Origin of the sequence: Streptomyces thermovulgaris (genome assembly GCF_002155915.1) — a bacterium.
In the GTDB taxonomy this organism is placed as follows: domain Bacteria; phylum Actinomycetota; class Actinomycetes; order Streptomycetales; family Streptomycetaceae; genus Streptomyces; species Streptomyces thermovulgaris.
Genome location: NZ_MUME01000068.1, coordinates 18,206 through 38,475 on the forward strand (window position 1 = coordinate 18,206; position 20,270 = coordinate 38,475).

18 protein-coding genes are annotated in these 20,270 nt (G+C 70.7%); all 18 read left to right on the forward strand.

Translation table 11 applies throughout. From position 1 onward, the window contains the following. Positions 1-15 precede the first annotated feature (15 nt). Complete coding sequence (gene lysA, locus CCN35_RS07375; protein WP_067391316.1) at positions 16-1,407, forward strand: diaminopimelate decarboxylase; 1,392 nt, start codon at positions 16-18, stop codon at positions 1,405-1,407. 231 nt (positions 1,408-1,638) lie between these two features. Next, a complete protein-coding gene (locus CCN35_RS07380) occupies positions 1,639-2,931 on the forward strand; it encodes a homoserine dehydrogenase (protein WP_067391314.1) in 1,293 nt (430 codons plus the stop codon). Positions 2,932-2,937: 6 nt separating this feature from the next. Next, positions 2,938-3,996 carry a threonine synthase gene (thrC, locus tag CCN35_RS07385; RefSeq protein ID WP_086791917.1) on the forward strand — a complete coding sequence of 353 codons (1,059 nt, stop codon included), beginning with the start codon at positions 2,938-2,940 and terminating at the stop codon, positions 3,994-3,996. A 623-nt stretch (positions 3,997-4,619) separates the two neighbouring features. Next, positions 4,620-5,549 (forward strand): homoserine kinase, encoded by a 930-nt coding sequence (gene thrB, locus CCN35_RS07390; RefSeq protein WP_067391308.1) that lies wholly within the window; start codon positions 4,620-4,622, stop codon positions 5,547-5,549. A gap of 417 nt (positions 5,550-5,966) precedes the next feature. Further along, the gene (gene rho, locus CCN35_RS07395) at positions 5,967-8,000 is read left to right on the forward strand and encodes a transcription termination factor Rho (RefSeq protein WP_086791919.1); all 2,034 of its coding nucleotides are present in this window, start codon (positions 5,967-5,969) and stop codon (positions 7,998-8,000) included. Positions 8,001-8,371: 371 nt separating this feature from the next. Next, complete coding sequence (locus CCN35_RS07400) at positions 8,372-9,508, forward strand: LCP family protein (protein ID WP_067391301.1); 1,137 nt, start codon at positions 8,372-8,374, stop codon at positions 9,506-9,508. A 363-nt stretch (positions 9,509-9,871) separates the two neighbouring features. Beyond that, the gene (gene rpmE, locus CCN35_RS07405; protein ID WP_067391298.1) at positions 9,872-10,102 is read left to right on the forward strand and encodes a 50S ribosomal protein L31; all 231 of its coding nucleotides are present in this window, start codon (positions 9,872-9,874) and stop codon (positions 10,100-10,102) included. A gap of 126 nt (positions 10,103-10,228) precedes the next feature. After that, a complete protein-coding gene (gene prfA, locus CCN35_RS07410; RefSeq protein WP_067391295.1) occupies positions 10,229-11,296 on the forward strand; it encodes a peptide chain release factor 1 in 1,068 nt (355 codons plus the stop codon). Positions 11,297-11,451: 155 nt separating this feature from the next. Then, a complete protein-coding gene (prmC, locus tag CCN35_RS07415; protein WP_067391292.1) occupies positions 11,452-12,291 on the forward strand; it encodes a peptide chain release factor N(5)-glutamine methyltransferase in 840 nt (279 codons plus the stop codon). Between the two features lie 90 nt (positions 12,292-12,381). Next, positions 12,382-13,029 carry an L-threonylcarbamoyladenylate synthase gene (locus CCN35_RS07420; RefSeq protein ID WP_086791921.1) on the forward strand — a complete coding sequence of 216 codons (648 nt, stop codon included), beginning with the start codon at positions 12,382-12,384 and terminating at the stop codon, positions 13,027-13,029. A 70-nt stretch (positions 13,030-13,099) separates the two neighbouring features. Then, positions 13,100-13,714 carry an arsenate reductase/protein-tyrosine-phosphatase family protein gene (locus tag CCN35_RS07425; RefSeq protein ID WP_067391286.1) on the forward strand — a complete coding sequence of 205 codons (615 nt, stop codon included), beginning with the start codon at positions 13,100-13,102 and terminating at the stop codon, positions 13,712-13,714. Between the two features lie 165 nt (positions 13,715-13,879). Then, positions 13,880-15,136, forward strand: a complete 1,257-nt coding sequence (locus tag CCN35_RS07430; protein WP_067391283.1) for a serine hydroxymethyltransferase — start codon at positions 13,880-13,882, stop codon at positions 15,134-15,136. 148 nt (positions 15,137-15,284) lie between these two features. After that, entirely contained in the window at positions 15,285-16,676 is a 1,392-nt protein-coding gene (locus tag CCN35_RS07435) for an MraY family glycosyltransferase (RefSeq protein ID WP_067391280.1), read from the forward strand. Between the two features lie 309 nt (positions 16,677-16,985). Continuing rightward, positions 16,986-17,423 (forward strand): Cg1360 family ATP-synthase-associated protein, encoded by a 438-nt coding sequence (locus tag CCN35_RS07440; protein ID WP_067391277.1) that lies wholly within the window; start codon positions 16,986-16,988, stop codon positions 17,421-17,423. 225 nt (positions 17,424-17,648) lie between these two features. Then, positions 17,649-18,470, forward strand: coding sequence for a F0F1 ATP synthase subunit A (atpB, locus tag CCN35_RS07445; protein WP_067391274.1), 822 nt, complete (start codon positions 17,649-17,651; stop codon positions 18,468-18,470). Positions 18,471-18,541: 71 nt separating this feature from the next. Continuing rightward, the gene (gene atpE, locus CCN35_RS07450) at positions 18,542-18,772 is read left to right on the forward strand and encodes an ATP synthase F0 subunit C (protein ID WP_067391271.1); all 231 of its coding nucleotides are present in this window, start codon (positions 18,542-18,544) and stop codon (positions 18,770-18,772) included. A gap of 44 nt (positions 18,773-18,816) precedes the next feature. Beyond that, positions 18,817-19,362, forward strand: a complete 546-nt coding sequence (locus CCN35_RS07455; protein ID WP_067391268.1) for a F0F1 ATP synthase subunit B — start codon at positions 18,817-18,819, stop codon at positions 19,360-19,362. A gap of 2 nt (positions 19,363-19,364) precedes the next feature. Then, on the forward strand, positions 19,365-20,180 hold the full coding sequence (locus CCN35_RS07460) for a F0F1 ATP synthase subunit delta (protein ID WP_067391266.1): 816 nt from the start codon (positions 19,365-19,367) through the stop codon (positions 20,178-20,180). The last annotated feature ends 90 nt before the right edge of the window (positions 20,181-20,270 follow it).

Genomic DNA, 20,270 nt, shown 5'->3' on the forward strand with positions numbered 1-20,270 from the left:
GCCTGAGAAACAGACATGAGCCGTTCCGCACACCCCGCCGGGCCCCGTCACGCCGACGTCCTGCCCGAGGGGCACTACCCCCCGCCGCCCGCCGACCTCAACGCCCTCGACCCGAAGGTGTGGGCGCGGACCGTCACCCGTGACAAGGACGGAGTCGTGACCGTCGGCGGCATCGCCGTCACCGAGCTCGCCGAGCGGTTCGGCACGCCCGCCTACATCCTCGACGAGGCCGACTTCCGTGCCCGCGCCCGCGCCTGGCGCACCGCCTTCGGGAACGACGCCGACGTGTTCTACGCCGGGAAGGCGTTCCTGTCCCGGGCCGTCGTCCGGTGGCTCCACGAGGAGGGGCTGAACCTCGACGTCTGCTCCGGCACCGAGCTCGCCACCGCCCTCTCCGCCGGGATGCCGGCCGAGAGGATCGCCTTCCACGGGAACAACAAGTCCATGGCGGAGATCCGCCGGGCCGTCGAGGCCGGTGTCGGCCGTGTCGTGCTCGACTCCTTCCAGGAGATCGTGCGGGTCGCCCATGTCGCGCAGGAGCTCGGCCGCCGTCAGCGGGTGCAGATCCGGGTCACCGTCGGGGTCGAGGCGCACACGCACGAGTTCATCGCGACCGCGCACGAGGACCAGAAGTTCGGGATTCCGCTGGCCGGGGGCCAGGCCGCCGAGGCCGTCCGGCGGGCGCTGCAGCTCGACGGGCTGGAGCTGGTCGGGATCCACTCCCACATCGGGTCGCAGATCTTCGACATGTCCGGCTTCGAGGTCGCCGCGCACCGCGTGGTCCGGCTGCTGAGGGAGATCCGGGACGAGCACGGGATCGAGCTGCCGGAGATCGACCTCGGCGGCGGGCTCGGGATCGCGTACACCAGCGACGACGACCCGCGGGAGCCGCACGAGATCGCCAAGGCGCTGCGCGAGATCGTCTCCGGCGAGTGCGAGGTCGCCCGGCTGCGCACGCCCCGCATCTCCGTCGAGCCGGGGCGGGCCATCGTCGGTCCCACCGCCTTCACCCTCTACGAGGTCGGCACCATCAAGCCGCTCGAGGGGCTGCGGACGTATGTGTCCGTCGACGGCGGTATGTCCGACAACATCCGTACCGCCCTCTACGATGCCGAGTACAGCATCGCTCTCGCGTCCCGTGTCTCCGACGCCGAGCCCATGCTCGTCCGCGTCGTCGGCAAGCACTGCGAGAGCGGGGACATCGTCGTGAGGGACGCGTTCCTCCCGGCCGACCTGGCACCCGGCGACCTCGTCGCGGTGCCGGCCACGGGCGCGTACTGCCGGTCCATGGCCAGCAACTACAACCACGCGCTGCGCCCGCCGGTGGTCGCCGTCGCCGACGGGGAGGCACGGGTCATCGTCCGGAGGGAGACGGAGGAGGATCTGCTGCGGCTCGACGTCGGGTGAGGCGGCCCCGGAAGCCGGGGACATCCAGGGGGCCTGTGGGGCCGGAAAGGAACCTGTGGGCCCGGGAAACAGGAAGGTCGAAGGCCGGGGCGCCGGTGCGGCCGGAAGATCTCCTGTTCTCCGGGCCGACGGAAATGAAACAGACGTCTCACGATCCGGACAAAAGGCGGAAACTCCGATCCGGTGGGTGAGACTGGTCCAACCGTAGTCGGTATGAGGAAACGAGGTCGGATGATGCGTACGCGTCCGCTGAAGGTGGCGCTGCTGGGCTGTGGGGTTGTCGGCTCAGAGGTGGCGCGCATCATGACGACGCACGCCGACGACCTCGCCGCCAGAATCGGGGCCCCGGTGGAGCTCGCCGGGATCGCGGTGCGGCGGCCCGACAAGGTACGGGAGGGGATCCCCGCCGAGCTGGTCACCACCGATGCCACCGCGCTCGTCAAACGCGGCGACATCGACGTCGTGGTCGAGGTCATCGGAGGGATCGAGCCCGCCCGCACGCTCATCACCACCGCCTTCGAGCACGGCGCCTCCGTCGTCTCCGCGAACAAGGCCCTGCTGGCCCAGGACGGGGCCGCCCTGCACGCCGCCGCGGAGGCCCACGGCAAGGACCTGTACTACGAGGCCGCCGTCGCCGGTGCCATCCCGCTGATCCGGCCGCTGCGCGAGTCCCTCGCCGGGGACAAGGTCAACCGCGTGCTCGGCATCGTCAACGGCACCACCAACTTCATCCTCGACAAGATGGACTCCACGGGGGCGGGCTACCAGGAGGCGCTGGACGAGGCGACCGCGCTCGGATACGCCGAGGCCGACCCGACCGCCGACGTCGAGGGGTTCGACGCCGCCGCCAAGGCCGCCATCCTCGCCGGGATCGCCTTCCACACCCGGGTGCGGCTCGACGACGTCTACCGCGAGGGGATGACCGAGGTCACCGCCGCGGACTTCGTCTCCGCCAAACAGATGGGCCACACCATCAAACTGCTCGCCATCTGCGAACGCACCGAGGACGGCACGTCGGTCACCGCACGCGTGCACCCGGCCATGATCCCGCTCACCCACCCCCTGGCCTCCGTGCGCGGCGCGTACAACGCCGTGTTCGTCGAGTCCGACGCGGCCGGGCAGCTGATGTTCTACGGCCCCGGCGCCGGCGGCGCGCCCACCGCCTCCGCCGTGCTCGGCGACCTGGTGGCCGTCTGCCGCAACCGGCTCAGCGGGACCACCGGTCCCGGCGAGTCGGCGTACGCGGCCCTGCCCGTGTCGCCCATGGGCGAGGTCGTCACGCGCTACCACATCAGCCTGGACGTCGCCGACAAGCCGGGTGTGCTCGCCCAGGTCGCCACCGTGTTCGCCGAGCACGGGGTTTCCATCGACACTGTTCGTCAGCAGGGCAAGGACGGCGAGGCCTCCCTCGTCGTCGTCACCCACCGTGCTTCCGACGCTGCCCTCGGCGGGACCGTGGAGGCGCTGCGCAAGCTCGACACCGTGCGGGGTGTCGCCGGCATCATGCGGGTTGAAGGAGAGTAACCAGCAATGACCCACCAGTGGCGCGGAATCATCGAGGAGTACCGGGACCGGCTGCCGGTGACCGACGACACGCCGGTCGTCACGCTCCGTGAGGGCGGTACGCCCCTCGTGCCCGCGCAGGTGCTCTCCGAGCGCACCAGCTGCGAGGTCCACCTCAAGGTCGAGGGCGCGAACCCGACCGGCTCCTTCAAGGACCGCGGGATGACCATGGCGATCAGCCGGGCCAAGGAGGAGGGCGCGAAGGCCGTCATCTGCGCCTCCACCGGGAACACCTCCGCCTCGGCCGCGGCGTACGCCGTACGGGCCGGGATGGTCTGCGCGGTGCTGGTGCCGCAGGGCAAGATCGCGCTCGGCAAGATGGGCCAGGCTCTCGTGCACGGCGCGAGGATCCTCCAGGTCGACGGCAACTTCGACGACTGCCTCACGCTCGCCCGCGAGCTCAGCGACAACTACCCCGTGGCACTGGTCAACTCGGTCAACCCGGTGCGCATCGAGGGCCAGAAGACGGCCGCCTTCGAGATCGTGGACATGCTGGGCGACGCCCCCGACATCCACGTCCTCCCGGTCGGCAACGCGGGCAACATCACCGCCTACTGGAAGGGCTACAAGGAGTACGCCGCCGACGGCGTCGCCACCCGGACGCCCCGCATGTGGGGCTATCAGGCCTCCGGCAGCGCCCCGATCGTGCGCGGCGAGGTCGTCAAGGACCCGACGACCGTCGCCACCGCGATCCGGATCGGCAACCCGGCCTCCTGGACGCACGCCCTGGCCGCGCGCGACGAATCCGGCGGCGCCATCGACGAGGTGACGGACCGTGAAATCCTGCGTGCCTACCGGCTGTTGGCCGCGCAGGAGGGCGTCTTCGTCGAGCCCGCCTCGGCCGCGTCCGTCGCCGGTCTGCTGAAGGCCGCCGAACAGGGCAGGGTCGACCCGGGGCAGCGGATCGTCTGCACGGTCACCGGCAACGGCCTGAAGGACCCCGACTGGGCCGTCGCCGGCGCCCCGCAGCCGGTCACGGTCCCCGTCGACGCGACGGCGGCGGCGGAGCGGCTGGGCCTGGCCTGACGGCCGCCGGGCCGGCGGGGTGCGCACCGGCCCGGGCCGATCGCGACGGACGCACCCGTGTGCGCCGTGCCGCCCCCGCGGTCCGTGCGGCCGAGGCCCGCGCGGCGGCGGGCGGCGGTGCGCCCGGCCGGGCCCGGGGAGGCGCGGAAGGCCGTTTCGTCCGGGCGGTCCGGGGCATCACCTGAGCGTGGGGACCGGTGCGGGACGCGCCCGGGTGCGACAGCCGGTCCGGGGAGTGCACCGATGCTCCAGGTGCTCTCACCCGAGCGGCGGTACCGTCCGGGCCGTGTTCCGCCGCGCACCGCGACCGCCCGGGTGATGGCCGGCCGCCCCCGCGCAACCGCCCCGCTTCCTGCCGACTCCCTCTTCCGGCGCCCCCTCCCGAGGGCTTCCGGAGGAGGTGGGGGTGCACAAGGGGCTTGCGACACGCATCGTGCGCCTCCCGTGCGCCCTATGTCGCCACTGAACCTTCCTTCGATAGGCTGTAGGGAACCCGCCCGTCGCATATGCCGTGCACAGGGCGCGGCGCCGCGTCGTCCCCGCGGCCCGAGGGTTCTCGTCCTCATCGAGGGTCGATCGAGTCTCATTCGACCATCACGCAGCTCAAGGAGAGTCAACGAGCGATGGCCGGTCCAGCGTTCCGCGCCGCCGCCGTCCGGGTGCGCGTCCCCGCCACCAGCGCCAACCTCGGACCGGGCTTCGACGCCCTCGGCCTCGCGCTGGGGCTCTACGACGACATCGTGGTCCGGGTGGCCGACTCCGGGCTGCACATCGACATCGCCGGCGAGGGCAGCGAGACGCTGCCGCGGAACGAGGACCACCTGCTCGTCCGCTCGCTGCGCGCCGCCTTCGACGCCCTCGGCGGACAGCCGCGCGGACTGGAGATCGTCTGCGCCAACCGCATCCCGCACGGCCGCGGCCTCGGTTCCTCCTCCGCCGCCATCTGCGCCGGCCTCGTCGCCGCCCGCGCCGTGACCATAGGCGCCGAGGCCAGGCTCGACGACACCGCGATGCTCGAGCTGGCCACCGAGCTCGAGGGCCACCCGGACAACGTGGCGGCCTGCCTGCTGGGCGGGTTCACCCTGTCCTGGATGGAGGACGGTGCCGCCCGCGCCATCAGGATGGAGCCGTCCGATTCCATCGTTCCGGTGGTTTTCGTGCCCACCAAACCGGTCCTCACCGAAACCGCCCGCAGCCTGCTCCCGCGCACCGTGCCGCACGTCGACGCCGCCGTCAACGCGGGCCGTGCCGCCCTGCTCGTCGAGGCCCTCACCCGCCGCCCCGAGCTGCTGTTCCCGGCCACCGAGGACCGTCTGCACCAGGAGTACCGCGCCCCGGCCATGCCGGAGAGCGCCGCTCTCGTGGAGCGGTTGCGGGCCGACGGCATCCCCGCGGTCATCTCCGGGGCGGGCCCCACCGTCATGGCACTGGCCGACGAGGGAACCGCCGACAAGGTGGAGCATTTGGCGGGCGCGGACTGGGCAGCAAACCGACTGAGCCTCGATCTGCAGGGAGCCTGCGTACTGCCGCTCGCCGTCGGTACGGAGAGCTGAAAGTCGGGGATTGCCGGATTTGGAGAGGGGGAATGTTTGTTGGATCCGGTAGTGTTAATCTCAAGTCAGCACCCGGCCCCACCATGGCGAGGTGCTTCGTGTCCCCGTCCGGGACAGAGATTCCTTCGGGAGCCCCCCAAACCGCACTGCGTGGTGTATGTCGCACCTGAACAGGACGCCGTACGCGCACACTGAGCGGTCCACCGGGCACGCTCCGGAATCGGCGCGACCACGCACGTGACACAGCGACATCCGGTGCCACGAACCGTCGAGGAAGCGCCAATCACCAGAAATTTCCTCCGCCGCTTTTGGCGGAACACCGCCCCGGCACGGTCCCCCCACAAGGACCAAAGCCGGACAGCACAACCGGTCGCCGAGCCGAGACAGGCCGACGTCCGCTCCAGGGAAGGACGCTTCGTGAGCGACACCACCGATCTGATGGGCGCACGTGTCGAGGAGACCGCTGCCGCGCCCGCCACGGACGCCTCCGCGCCTGCAACAGGTACCGGCTCCCGGCGTCGCCGCGGTACCGGCCTTGAGGGCATGGTGCTGGCCGAGCTGCAGCAGGTCGCCTCCAGCCTCGGCATCAGGGGCACCGCGCGCATGCGCAAGAGCCAGCTGATCGAGGTCATCAAGGAGGCGCAGGCGGCAGGGGGCGCTCCCGCCGCGAAGACCGCTCCTGCCGCGGGTGACGCCACCGGGAGCAAGCCGAAGCGCCGCGCCACCTCCCGGGCCCGTACGGGCGAGGGGACCGCACCCGCGGAGAAGGCGGAGACGAAGGCGGCCGAGGCTGCTGCCGACAAGGTCGAGAAGGCCGACAAGACCGACAGGGCCGAGAAGGCCGACAAGGCCGAGAAGGCCGTCGCCCAGCAGCAGATCGAGATCCCCGGCCAGCCGGCCAGCGAGGACGCTTCCGCCGAGCGCCGCCGCCGCGCCACCGCCGAGGCGGGCACCCCGGCGAGCAGCGCCGGGACGGCCGCCGCCGAGCCGAAGAGCGAGGCGAGGACGGAGACCTCCGCACAGCCGCAGCAGCAGGACCAGCAGCAGGCCCAGGGCCAGCAGCAGGGCGAGACGGCCAAGGGCGACGCGGGCGAGGGCGGCGAGGGCCGCCGCCGCGACCGCCGTGGCCGGGACCGCCGCGGCAAGGGCGACGACCAGCAGAGCCAGAACGGCCAGCAGCGCCAGCAGCAGAACCAGCAGCAGAACGACGACGAGTACGAGGGCGGCCGCCGGGGCCGCCGGGGCCGCTACCGCGACCGCCGGGGACGCCGGGGACGCGACGACCTCTCCGAGCCGCAGATCGCCGAGGACGACGTCCTGATCCCGGTCGCGGGCATCCTGGACATCCTCGACAACTACGCCTTCATCCGTACGTCCGGCTACCTGCCCGGGCCCAACGACGTGTACGTCTCCCTCGCCCAGGTCCGCAAGAACGGCCTGCGCAAGGGCGACCACATCACCGGTGCGGTCCGCCAGCCGAAGGAAGGCGAGCGGCGCGAGAAGTTCAACGCGCTGGTCCGCCTGGACTCCGTCAACGGCATGGCGCCCGAACACGGGCGCGGACGCCCCGAGTTCAACAAGCTGACGCCGCTGTACCCGCAGGAGCGGCTCCGTCTGGAGACCGACCCGGGCATCCTGACCACCCGCATCATCGACCTGGTCTCGCCGATCGGAAAGGGCCAGCGCGGTCTGATCGTGGCCCCGCCGAAGACCGGCAAGACCATGATCATGCAGGCGGTCGCCAACGCGATCACGCACAACAACCCCGAGTGCCACCTGATGGTCGTCCTCGTCGACGAGCGTCCGGAAGAGGTCACCGACATGCAGCGGTCGGTCAAGGGCGAGGTCATCTCCTCGACCTTCGACCGCCCGGCCGAGGACCACACCATGGTCGCCGAGCTCGCCATCGAGCGCGCCAAGCGCCTGGTGGAGCTGGGCCACGACGTGGTCGTCCTGCTGGACTCCATCACCCGTCTGGGCCGTGCCTACAACCTCGCCGCCCCGGCCTCCGGCCGCATCCTGTCCGGTGGTGTGGACTCCACGGCCCTGTACCCGCCGAAGCGCTTCTTCGGTGCGGCCCGCAACATCGAGGACGGCGGTTCGCTGACCATCCTCGCCACCGCCCTGGTGGACACCGGGTCCCGCATGGACGAGGTGATCTTCGAGGAGTTCAAGGGCACCGGCAACATGGAGCTCAAGCTCGACCGGAAGCTCGCCGACAAGCGCATCTTCCCGGCGGTCGACGTCGACGCGTCCGGTACGCGCAAGGAGGAGATCCTGCTCGGTGCGGAGGAGCTCAACATCGTCTGGAAGCTGCGGCGGGTGCTGCACGCGCTCGACCAGCAGCAGGCGATCGAGCTGCTCCTCGACAAGATGAAGCAGACCAAGTCGAACGTCGAGTTCCTGATGCAGATCCAGAAGACCACCCCGACGCCCGGGAACGGGGACTAGGCACCCCGCCGGGGAAGGCCGCAAAGCCACCGTGGCCCGCGGGCCGCGGGCGGTTCACCGCCGGTCGCACGGTCTTCGCGCCCCCGCGGCGCACCAAGGCCGCTCTCGTGCCGCTCACGCCGGCACCGGGAGCGGCCTTTGCCGTGCACGGGACCCTCGCCCGGCGTGCACGGAACCGCCTCACGGAGCGCTGTACGGCCTTTTTCCGGTTTTCACCCTCTGAGGGGAAGAGTGACGATGGTCGTGTACGGGCTCGTCGACCGGGCCCGGTCCCGAGAGCCCCGAGAACCCCAGAAGCCCCGAGAGCCCCGAGAACCCCGAGAAGACGGAGCGGTCGTCCGGATACGAGACTTCACCAGCCCGAGGAGCACATGTCCGCCGAGAGCACGCCGGACCCCGGCACCCCGGGGGAGACCGGCAGCACCCGTCCCCGCCGCCGTGCCAGGGGCCGCCGCACGCCCCCCGGCGGGCGGCGCAGGGCCCTGACGGTCATGGCCTGGACCGCGGCGGGGATCGTCATGCTCGGCGGCACCGGCGTCGGCTGTCTCTACCTCAAGCTCAACGGCAACCTGGAGTCGATCGACATCGACCGGGTCCTCGGCTCCGACCGGCCCACCAGGTCCGACAACGGCTCCCAGCGCATTCTCGTCCTCGGCTCCGACAGCCGCTCCGGCGGCAACGGGAAGCTGGGCGGCGGCACCGACGACGGCAGCGCCCGCTCCGACACGGCGATGATCGTGCACGTGTACGAGGGCCGCAGGAAGGCGAGCGTCGTCTCCATCCCGCGCGACACCCTCGTCGACCGCCCCGCGTGCACCGACGCCGGCGGCGGCACGCACCCCGCGGCCCGCGGTGTGATGTTCAACGAGGTGTACTCCACCGGCGGCGCCGCCTGCGCCGTGAAGACCGTCGAGTCGATGACCGGCGTCCGCATGGACCACTATCTGGAGGTCGACTTCGAGGGCTTCCGCAGACTCGTCGACGAGCTCGGCGGAGTCCCGGTCACCCTCACGAAGGACATCGACGACCCGAAGAGCCATCTGCACCTCAAGGCCGGCACGCACACACTCGACGGACGGCAGGCCCTCGGCCTGGTCCGCACCCGGCACGGCGTCGGCGACGGCTCCGACCTCGGCCGCATACAGCTCCAGCAGGCCTTCCTCGGGGCGCTGGTCGACCGGGCCGGGCAAATCGGCCTCCTCACCCATCCGAAGAAGCTCTACCGCCTCGCCGACACCGCCACCAAGTCCCTCACCACCGACTCCGGCCTGGGCTCGGTCGACGCTCTGATCTCCTTCGCCGCCGGCCTCAAGGACATCGACTCCTCCGACATGACCATGATCACCGTGCCGGTCCGGTACGACCGGACGGACCGGAACCGGGTCGTGATCGAGGAAGCCAAGGCCAGGCAGGTCTGGGAGGCCCTGAGGAACGACCGGCCGATCCCGCCGGAGGCCACCGAGGGAACGGCCACCGGCGAGGCGAGGGGAGTGGTGGGCACCCCTTGAGGATGCGGTGGGTCCCCTTGAGGGCGCGGGACCGCACCGGCACGCGGCTCGCCCCTCGCAGGAGAGCCGCAGGGGAGCCGCAAGGAGCGCCCACAAGAGGGCCGCGGGGGGACCCGCAGGAAAGGCCCCGCGCAGAGGTGCGCACATGGGCCCGCGCAGGGTCCCGCACAAGGGGCGCAGAGCCCCGCGGAGCCCCGTGGGGAAGACACGGAAACCCCAGGAGAGCGCGGGGGAACAAAACGACCCCACCCCCCGGTTTGGGGAGAGGGCCCCAGTCCTGGCAGACTGGACCGTCGGCTCCGGTTCACGCACCGCATCCCGCGGCTGCGACCCGGCGCCCTCCCGGAACCGTAGGAGACACCCTTGAAGCGCGACATTCACCCCGCGTACGTCGAGACGCAGGTCAGCTGCACCTGCGGCGCGTCGTTCACGACCCGCAGCACGATCGAGTCCGGCACCATCCGGGCCGAGGTCTGCTCCGAGTGCCACCCGTTCTACACGGGCAAGCAGAAGATCCTCGACACCGGTGGCCGTGTGGCCCGCTTCGAGGCCCGCTTCGGCAAGAAGGCCGCCGCCGGCTCCAAGAAGAAGTAGCGAGCCCCTTTTCGCCGGTCCATGGCAGTGCCCCGCCCGGGGCGCGCCGGGACCGGCGTTTTTGATCGCTTGCCTTCCCCTCCCCCGCAGCACCCGCAGCACAGCAGGCAACACAGGAGCCGAAAGATGTTCGAGGCCGTCGAGGAACTCGTCGCCGAGCACGCCGAGCTGGAGAAGAAGCTCGCCGACCCGTCGGTCCACGCCGACCAGGCGGGCGCGCGCAAGCTCAACAAGCGCTACGCCGAGCTCACCCCGATCATCACCACGTACCGCTCCTGGAAGCAGCTCGGTGACGACATCGACACCGCGCGCGAACTGGCCGCCGACGACCCGGACTTCGCAGCCGAGCTCAAGGACCTGGAACGGCAGCGCGAGGAGCTGACCGAGAAGCTGCGCCTTCTGCTCATCCCCCGTGACCCCAGCGACGACAAGGACGTCATCCTCGAGATCAAGGCCGGTGCCGGCGGCGACGAGTCGGCGCTCTTCGCCGGCGACCTGCTGCGCATGTATCTGCGCTACGCCGAGCGGGTCGGCTGGAAGACCGAGATCATCGACGCCACCGAGTCCGAGCTGGGCGGCTACAAGGACGTCCAGGTCGCGGTGAAGTCCCGCGGACCGGTCGAGCCCGGCCAGGGCGTGTGGGCCCGGCTGAAGTACGAGGGCGGGGTGCACCGCGTGCAGCGGGTGCCGGCCACCGAGTCCCAGGGCCGTATCCACACCTCCGCCGCCGGTGTGCTGGTCACCCCGGAGGCCGAGGAGGTCGACATCGAGATCAACCCGAACGATCTGCGCATCGACGTCTACCGGTCCTCGGGCCCGGGCGGGCAGTCCGTCAACACCACCGACTCCGCCGTGCGCATCACGCACATCCCGACCGGGGTCGTCGCCTCCTGCCAGAACGAGAAGAGCCAGCTGCAGAACAAGGAGCAGGCCATGCGCATCCTGCGCTCCAGGCTGCTGGCCATGGCGCAGGAGGAGGCGGAGAGGGAGGCCGCCGACGCCCGTCGCAGCCAGGTCCGCACCGTCGACCGCTCCGAGAAGATCCGCACCTACAACTTCCCGGAGAACCGCATCTCGGACCACCGCATCGGATTCAAGGCCTACAACCTGGACCAGGTCCTGGACGGCGACCTGGACGCGGTCATCCAGGCCTGCATCGACGCGGACACGGCCGCCAAGCTCGCGGCCGCGTAAGGCGGGCCCCGGGCGCCTCGCACGAACGGCGCGCACCGCGCCGGGCACAGCACACAGCCGACAGCACACAGCGCACAGGACACAGGACGACGCAGGAGCACCGGAGGACCAGCGTGCAGCAAGGAATCGGGGGGCGGCCCCCCAGCCCCCGCAGCGTGCTGCTCGCCGAGGTGGCCCAGGCCACGCAGCGGCTGGCCGACGCCGGCGTGGACTCGCCGCGCGCCGACGCGGAAGAGCTCGCCGCGTTCGTGCACGGTGTCAAACGGGGCGAGCTGCACTCCGTGAAGGACGCCGACTTCGACGCCCGGTACTGGGAGGTCATCGCCCGCCGTGAGCAGCGCGAGCCGCTGCAGCACATCACCGGGCGGGCCTACTTCCGCTACCTGGAGCTCCAGGTCGGTCCCGGGGTCTTCGTGCCCCGGCCCGAGACCGAGTCCGTGGTCGGCTGGGCCATAGACGCCGTCCGTGCCATGGACGTCGTCGAGCCGTGCATCGTGGACCTGTGCACCGGTTCGGGCGCCATCGCGCTCGCCCTCGCCCAGGAGGTGCCGCGCTCACGCGTGTACGCCGTGGAGCTGAGCGAGGACGCGATGAAGTGGGCCCGCAAGAACGTCGAGGGCACCAGGGTCGAGCTGCGCCAGGGCGACGCCCTGACCGCGTTCCCCGAACTGGACGGCCAGGTCGACCTCGTCATCTCCAATCCGCCGTACATCCCGCTCGCCGAGCGGGAGAACATCGCTCCCGAGGTCCGCGACTACGACCCGGAGATGGCGCTGTTCTCCGGGGAGGACGGCCTGGACCTGATCCGCGGGCTCGAACGCACCGCGTACCGGCTGCTGCGGCCCGGCGGGGTGGTCGTCGTCGAGCACGCCGACACCCAGGGCGGTCAGGTGCCGTGGATCTTCTCCGAGGAGCGGGGCTGGGCCGACGCGGCCGACCACCCCGACCTCAACAACCGGCCGCGGTTCGCCACCGCCCGCAAGGCACTGCCATGACGTCCGTGCGGCCGCATCCCAGCACTTCGATCCAGCAGTACGTGTACGTCCAGCAGTACGTGTACGACGTGTACAAGGAGGCCCGCTGACATGGCACGGCGATACGACACCAACGACGCCACCGATCGCGCGACGGGCCTGCGCGAAGCCGCGTCGGCCGTCCGCCGGGGCGAGCTGGTGGTCCTGCCCACGGACACCGTCTACGGCCTCGGCGCCGACGCCTTCTCCGCCGAGGCCGTGGCCGACCTCCTCGTGGCCAAGGGCCGGGGGCGCACCATGCCCACCCCCGTCCTCATCGGCTCCCCGAACACCCTGCACGGGCTGGTCACGGACTTCTCCGAGAAGGCCTGGGAACTCGTGGACGCCTTCTGGCCGGGCGCGCTGACGCTGGTCGCCCGGCACCAGCCGTCCCTGCAGTGGGACCTGGGGGACACCCGGGGCACGGTCGCCGTGCGGATGCCGCTGCACCCGGTCGCCCTCGAACTGCTCACCGAGGTCGGCCCCATGGCCGTCTCCTCGGCGAACCTGACCGGCCACCCCGCGCCGGAGAACTGCGACGCCGCGCAGGAGATGCTCGGCGACTCCGTCTCCGTCTACCTCGACGGCGGCCCGACCCCCGGCAATGTGCCGTCCTCCATCGTCGACGTCACCGGCCGGGTGCCGGTGCTGCTGCGCGAGGGGGCCCTGTCCCCGGAGGAGCTGAGGAAGGTCGTACCCGACCTCGAGGTGGCGAATTGACGGCGCTCGCATTCCCCGGGATCCCCGGGTCCTTCGCGCTCCCGGCCGTGTGCGAGCAGGGGGGACCCTCATGCCCGGCATAGGCGACACCTTCCGCATCCTCCACGTCAGCACCGGCAATGTGTGCCGCTCGCCCATCACCGAGCGGCTGACCCGGCACTTCCTGGCGGACCGGCTCGGGGACGCGGACAGCGGCGGGCTGATCGTGGAGAGCGCCGGCACCTGGGGCCACGAGGGCGCGCCGATGGAGGCCAACGCGGAGGCGGTGCTGGCCGACTTCGGCGCGGACGCCTCCGGCTTCGTGGGCCGGGAACTGCTGGACGAGCACGTGATCATGGCCGATCTCGTGCTGACCGCCACACGCGACCACCGCGCCCAGGTCATCTCCATGGGCCACTCGGCGGGCCTGCGCACCTTCACCCTGAAGGAGTTCACCCGTCTGGTGCGGGCGATAGACCCGGCCACGCTCCCTCCCCTGGAGGACGGCCTGGTCGAACGCGCCCGCGCCCTGGTCCGTGCCGCCGCCGCTCTACGCGGGTGGCTCCTGGCCCCCACAGCCGAGGCGGACGAGGTCCACGACCCCTACGGCGCCCCTCTGCCCTTCTTCCGCTCGATCGGCGACGAGATACACCAGGCCCTGGACCCGGTGGTGACGGCGCTGACGGGGGTGGCCGCGCGGACCTGACGGGACTGGGGCCACCGACGGTGCCGGGACGCAGCCCGAGGAGCGCCCCGGGCTCCTTGCGAGCCCGGGGCGCACGGCGTACCCGGGACGGCGCAAGGGCCGCGCGGGGCGGCGGGGGCGGGCCTACATTGGACGTACGTCACCGTCGACCGTCCGGAGCGCGTCATGTCGGTCATCCCCGTCCTCGAGGCCGATGTCCTGCGGCGACAGGACCCCGAACTGGCCGACATCCTGTCGGGGGAGCTGGAGAGGCAGTCGACGACCCTGCAGCTGAACGCCGCCGAGAACTTCACCTCACCGGCGGTGCTGGCCGCGCTCGGCTCGGCGCTGGCGAACAAGTACGCCGAGGGCTACCCGGGCGCCCGGCACCACGGCGGCTGCGAGATGGCCGACGTCGCCGAACGCCTCGCCGTGCGGCGGGCGAAGGACCTCTTCGGCGCCGAGCACGCCAATGTCCAGCCCCACTCGGGCTCCTCGGCGGTCCTCGCCGCCTACGCGGCGCTGCTGCGCCCCGGCGACACCGTGCTCGCCCTCGGCCTGCCGTACGGCGGCCACCTCACCCATGGCTCGCCCGCGAACTTCTCCGGCCGCTGGTTCGACTTCGTCGGCTACGGCGTCGACGCCGAGACCGGGCTCATCGACCACCTCCAGGTGCGCGCCCTCGCCCGTGCGCACCGGCCCAAGGCGATCGTGTGCGGGTCGATCGCCTATCCCCGCCACATCGACTACGCCTTCTTCCGCTCGGTCGCCGACGAGGTGGGCGCCTATCTGATCGCCGACGCCGCCCATCCCATGGGCCTGGTGGCCGGGGGAGCGGCGCCCAGCCCCGTGCCGTACGCCGACGTGGTGTGCGCCACCACCCACAAGGTGCTGCGCGGCCCGCGCGGCGGCATGATCCTGTGCGGCGGCGACCTCGCCCGGCGCGTCGACCGGGCCGTCTTCCCGTTCACCCAGGGCGGTGCGCAGATGCACACCATCGCCGCGAAGGCCGTCGCGTTCGCCGAGGCCGCGACCCCGGCCTTCGCCGCCTACGCCCACCAGGTGGTCGTCAATGCGCGGGTGCTCGCGGCCCGGCTGGCCGACGAGGGTCTGGACGTCGTCACCGGCGGCACCGACACCCACCTGATCACCGCCGATCCGGCGCCGCTCGGCGTCGAGGGGCGCACCGCGCGCGGGCGGCTGGCCGCCGCCGGGATCGTCCTGGACTGCTGCGCCCTGCCGCACGCCGGCGCCCGGGGACTGCGCCTGGGCACCGCCGCGGTGACCACCCAGGGCATGGGCCAGGGCGAGATGGAGCGGATCGCCGTGCTGCTCGGCAAGGTGCTGCGCGGCGAGCTCGACGGGGCGGAGGCGCGGGAGGAGGTGCGGGAGTTCACCGGGGGATTTCCGCCGTATCCCCGTGTCCCGGCCGCACCGGGGTAGGCGGGACGGCCGGATGACTGTGCAAAGCCCCGCACAGCCATGCACGGCCGTGCGTGCAACCATCGACGCTACCCGGAAGTCCCCATGCATATACCCGCGTCGCTAGGGTGTGGGGCTGAGATGGCCAGCGAGACCTGTGGGGAAGCCTGTGCGTGAATACCTGCTGACGCTCTGCATCACGGCCGCGGTGACGTACCTGCTGACAGGGCCGGTGCGCAAGTTCGCGATCGTGGCGGGGGCGGTGCCGGAGATCCGGGCGCGTGATGTGCACCGGGAGCCCACTCCCCGGCTCGGCGGGATCGCGATGTTCTTCGGCCTGTGCGCGGGACTGCTGGTCGCCGGCCACCTCACCAACCTCAGCGAGGTCTTCGACCGGTCGAACGAGCCGCGTGCGCTGCTCTCCGGGGCCGCCCTGATCTGGCTGATCGGTGTCCTCGACGACAAGTTCGAGATCGACGCCCTGATCAAACTGGGCGGTCAGATGATCGCCGCCGGTGTGATGGTGATGCAGGGTCTGACGATCCTGTGGCTGCCCGTCCCGGGTGTGGGCACGGTCGCGCTGACCCAGTGGCAGGGCACCCTGCTCACCGTGGCGCTGGTGGTCATCACGATCAACGCGGTCAACTTCGTCGACGGCCTGGACGGGCTGGCCGCCGGCATGGTGTGCATCGCGGCCGCCGCGTTCTTCATGTACGCGTACCGGATCTGGTACTCGTACGGCATCGAGGCCGCCGCCCCCGCCACGCTCTTCGCCGCCGTCCTGATGGGCATGTGCCTGGGCTTTCTGCCGCACAACATGCATCCCGCGCGGATCTTCATGGGGGACTCGGGGTCCATGCTGATCGGCCTGGTCCTGGCCGCGGGAGCGATCTCGGTGACCGGGCAGGTCGACCCGGACCTGATGAACCTGTTCACCGGCTCCGAGCGCAGCTCCGTCCACCAGATGGTGCCGGTCTACATCCCGCTGCTGATGCCGCTGACCATCATCGCGATCCCGACCGCCGACCTGGTCCTCGCCATCGTGCGGCGCACCTGGCGCGGACAGTCGCCGTTCGCCGCCGACCGCGGCCATCTGCACCACCGTCTGCTGGAGATCGGGCACTCGCACAGCCGGGCGGTGCTGATCATGTACTTCTGGTCGGCGCTGATCGCCTTCGGGACGCTGGCCTACTCGGTCAACTCCGCCTCCATGTGGATCGTGCTCGGCATCGCCCTGCTCAGCTTCGTCGGGCTGGTGCTGCTCCTGCTGCCGCGCTTCAGGCCGCGTGCGCCGCGCTGGATGGAGGCCTTCGTGCCGCCGCGCTACCGGCGCAGGCGCCCGGCCACGGCGCCGCACGCCTCGGCGCAGCGCGCCCCGGCCCCGGCGGCCCCCACGTCCGCGGCCGCGCGGCCGGCGGCCTCGAAGCCCCTTGTCACGGCCGATGCCGGGGGGACCTCGGGGGCCCGGGTCAAGGCCGGGGTGGCCGGCGCCAACGGAGCGACCGCCCTGGGGGCCCGCTCGCGCCTGCTGGAAGGACACAAAGCGGAAACATCGCGTTGACGGCTCCGGAAGGAATTCCGGCCGCGGTGTTGCTGCCGTGGGGTTGCGCCAGCTACAAAACCTTGACAAAGGTGGACACACTGCTCCGGTAATCTGCACGTGCGCGCAGCGCCGGCCTCACGTGTGAGGGTGAGCACACTCGGAGGTAAAGACCTCATCAAATAGTTTGTGATACCGTTCACGAGTACCCCGGACAGAGTCGAAGGACCCCAGTTCATTGGTCCTTTGGGGCCGAGGTCTCTTCCCTCTCGGCGCCGGGACTACGCTCGTCCATGACGCCCTGCCCCCAGTGATTCGCGGAGTCGCGCCATGCCCTCCAATGACGCCCGGACCTTGATCCAGGCTGCCGTGCCCGCCGCTGCCGTCGGTGCGGTCGCAGCCGTGATCGGCGGTGTCGTCGAAAGCGGCCAGGGCGCGATCGGAGCGGTCATCGCCACGGCGCTCGTGATCCTGCTCATGGGGACGGGTCTGTACGTCCTGCAATGGACCGCCAAATCACTGCCCCATCTGTTCCAGGCGATGGGGCTGATGATGTACATGGCGCAGATCCTGCTGATGTTCACCTTCATCGCGCTCTTCAAGGACACGACGCTGTTCCACCCGAAGGTCTTCGCCCTCACGCTGCTCGTGTGCACCCTGACCTGGGTCGCCGCACAGGCCCGGGCCCATATGAAGGCCAAGATCTTTTATGTGGATCCCGATTCGACGACGGGCGGGAAGAAGGAGATCCAGGGGCACTCCTCGTGAGGCGTAGGGCCGGGATAAAGGCGCATGAGAGATCCTGCTATCGTCCGGTGCCAACTGCGGCATCGCGGGCGCGGGCATCCGAGCTGACGCCTGCCATATCGCGAAGCGAGATGCCCCACTGCCGCCCCCACATCCGTAAGACCAGTCCCGTGCCGACCCGCGGCCCCGTGCCGCGCCGACACCACGAGGTTGCCGAATCCATGCGTCACGCCGAAGGAGCCCGCGGTGAGTGCTGACCCGACGCGGGTGCTTGCCTTCGAGACCGACTGCCACATCTTCGACGGCTGTGGCTTCCCGTCTCCCGGGCTGCACTCGTTCATCTTCGAGCCCCTTTGGGGCGACGGCGACAGCAACCTGTACTTCAACAAGACGATGCTGTTGGCGCTGCTCGGCTCGATCATCGTGATCGGCTTCTTCTGGGCGGCCTTCCGTCGGCCCCAGGTCGTTCCCGGCAAGCTGCAGATGATCGCCGAGGCCGGCTACGACTTCATTCGCCGGGGCGTCGTCTACGAGACGATGGGCAAGCGCGAGGGCGAGAAGTACGTCCCGTTCATCGTCGCGCTGTTCTTCTTCGTCTGGATGATGAACCTCTGGTCGATCATTCCGGTCGCCCAGTTCCCGGTGACGTCGATCGTCGCGTACCCGATGGTGCTCGCGCTGATCGTCTACATCGTGTGGGTCTCCCTGACCTTCAAGCGGCACGGCTTCGTCGGCGCCCTGAAGAACTTCACGGGCTACGACAAGTCGCTCGGCGCGGCCCTGCCGGTCGTCATGCTGATCGAGGCCTTCTCGAACCTGCTCGTCCGGCCCTTCACCCACGCGGTGCGACTCTTCGCGAACATGTTCGCGGGCCACATCCTGCTGGTGCTGTTCACCATCGCCAGCTGGTATCTGCTGAACGGCATCGGCATCGCCTACGCCGCCGTGTCGTTCCTGATGGTCCTCGTGATGACGCTCTTCGAGCTCTTCATCCAAGCCCTGCAGGCGTACGTCTTCGTCCTGCTGGCCTGTACCTACATCCAGGGCGCGCTCGCCGAGCAGCACTGAGCGTCCCGCACCTGCCCCCCATCGTCCGGTGGCCCACCCCCACCGGCTCGTGAAGAAAAGGAAGAACTGGCATGTCCCAGACCCTCGCCGCCGTCAGCGGCTCGATCGCTTCCATCGGCTACGGCATCGCCGCCTTCGGCCCCGGCATCGGCGTCGGCATCATCTTCGGCAAGGGCACCGAGGCTCTCGCCCGTCAGCCCGAGGCCGCCGGTCTGATCCGCGCCAACCAGATCCTCGGCTTCGCCTTCTGTGAGGCGCTGGCCCTCATCGGCCTGGTCATGCCGTTCGTCTACGGCACGTGATCATCTGATCCACGACCAGCCCATTCGACGAAAGGCACTCTGATATGAGCCCACTGCTCAATATCGCGGCCGAGGAGTTGCAGAATCCCCTCGTCCCGCCGATTCCCGAGCTCGTCATCGGCCTGATCGCCTTCGTCATCGTCTTCGGGGTTCTCGCCAAGAAGCTCCTCCCGAACATCAACAAGGTTCTGGAGGAGCGCCGCGAGGCGATCGAGGGCGGGATCGAGAAGGCCGAGGCCGCCCAGATCGAGGCCCAGAGCGTGCTCGAGCAGTACAAGGCTCAGCTCGCCGAGGCCCGGCACGAGGCCGCGCGTCTGCGCCAGGAGGCGCAGGAGCAGGGCGCCGCGCTCATCGCCGAGATGCGCGCGGAGGGCCAGCGGCAGCGTGAGGAGATCATCGCCGCCGGCCACGCGCAGATCGAGGCCGACCGCAAGGCCGCGGCGGCGGCGCTGCGTCAGGACATCGGCAGGCTTGCCACCGAACTGGCCGGCAAGCTCGTCGGTGAGTCCCTCGAGGACCACGCCCGGCAGAGCCGCGTGATCGACCGCTTCCTCGACGAGCTCGAAGAGAAGGCCGAGGCCGCTCGATGACCATGCACGGAGCGAGCCGTGAGGCTCTTGCCGCTGCACGTGAGCGCCTGGACGCGCTGACGGACTCCACGTCCGTGGACGCCGCACGGCTCGCCGACGAACTGGCGGCCGTCACCGCGCTGCTCCAGCGTGAGGTCGCCCTGCGTCGGGTCCTGACCGACCCGGCGCAGGCGGGCGAGGCCAAGGCCACGCTGGTGCAGCGCCTGCTCGGCGGCCAGATCAGCGGCACGACCGAGGATCTGGTGTCCGGCCTGGTGCGTTCCCGCTGGTCGCAGCCCCGCGACCTGGTGGATGCGCTGGAGGAGCTGGCGAACATCGCCGACTTCACCGCCGCGGAGCGGGCCGGTGCGCTCGACAACGTCGAGGACGAACTGTTCCGCTTCTCGCGGATCATCTCCTCGAACAACGAGCTGCGTGCGGCCCTGACCAACCAGGCCGCGAGCGCCTCGGCCAAGACGGAGCTGCTGAACCGGCTGCTCGGCGGCCGGGCCAACGCGACCACGGTGCGTCTGGTGACGCGCCTTGTGACCGCGCCGCGGGGACGTAGCCTTGAAGCGGGACTGGAAGCACTCGCCAAGCTCGCCGCCGAGCGACGCAACCGCATGGTCGCCGTCGTCACCTCGGCGGTCCCGCTGAGCGACCGGCAGAAGCAGCGTCTCGGCGCCGCCCTCGCCAAGCTCTACGGCCGTCAGATGCACCTCAACCTCGATGTGGATCCCTCGGTCATCGGAGGCATCCGGGTCCAGGTCGGTGACGAGGTCATCAACGGCTCCCTGGCGGACCGGCTCGAAGAGGCCGCCCGTCGCCTGGCGAGCTAGCAGCAACTCCACACAAGACGTACACGACGGCCCTGGTTGGGCCGTGCAGAGGATTCACCTCTTATTGGGGGAGTCCCGACTCGTGGCATA